The organism is Mesorhizobium sp. M5C.F.Ca.IN.020.29.1.1, from assembly GCF_003997375.1.
Lineage (GTDB): Bacteria > Pseudomonadota > Alphaproteobacteria > Rhizobiales > Rhizobiaceae > Mesorhizobium > Mesorhizobium wenxiniae.
Genome location: NZ_RZSW01001114.1, coordinates 1 through 728, shown reverse-complemented (window position 1 = coordinate 728; position 728 = coordinate 1). Strand labels below are relative to the sequence as shown.

The 728-nt window shown below is 63.7% G+C and carries 1 protein-coding gene; it reads right to left on the bottom strand.

The window, feature by feature from the left end; genetic code table 11:
* Window positions 1-728: PLP-dependent aminotransferase family protein (locus tag EOA85_RS36565; RefSeq protein ID WP_164760193.1), on the bottom strand; the 728-nt coding region annotated here is incomplete at both ends.

Sequence of the window (728 nt, the reverse complement as noted above, 5' to 3'; positions counted from 1 at the left end):
GTCTGCCGACTGCGCGACGTTGAAGCGCAGGAAACGGCTCGCAGTTTGGGACAGGCTGAACGCATTGCCGGGCGCCAGAACGACATTGGCCGACAAGGCGCGGCGGGCCATTTCAGCTGCATCCACGTCTTCCGGCAGGCTGCACCACAAAAACATGCCGGCCGGCTGGTCGATCCACGGCGTGATGCCGATTGCCTTCAGGCGGGTGCTTGTCTCAGCCATGGCGCGTGAAAGCCGCGTGCGCAGCAAATCCACGTGCTTGCGATAGCTGCCGTCCTTCAGCAGCGTCAGCACCAGTTCGGAGGCAAGCCGTCCGCCGCCGAAGGACGTGGCGATCTTCAGGTCGGTCAGCCCTTCCATCCAGTCGCGCGGAGCCGCGATGAAGCCGCAGCGCACCGACGCCGAAAGCGTCTTGGAGAAGCTGCCGATATGGACGACGCGACCAAGGCCGTCGAACGCCGCCAGCCTGGGTGCGGGCGTGTGTTCGAAGTCGGCAAAGATATCGTCTTCGATGATCGTCAGATCCGATTGGTCGGCGAGCTTGAGCAATCGATGGGCGACGACCGGCGACAGAATTGCACCCGTTGGATTGTGAAGCGCAGAATTGGTGATGTAGAGGCGCGGCCGGTGCTCGAGCAGCGCCTGCGCAAACAGCTCGATATCCGGCCCCGACGGCGTATAGGGAACGCCGACCACGTTGGCCCGGTGAGCGCGCAACAGGGCATGGA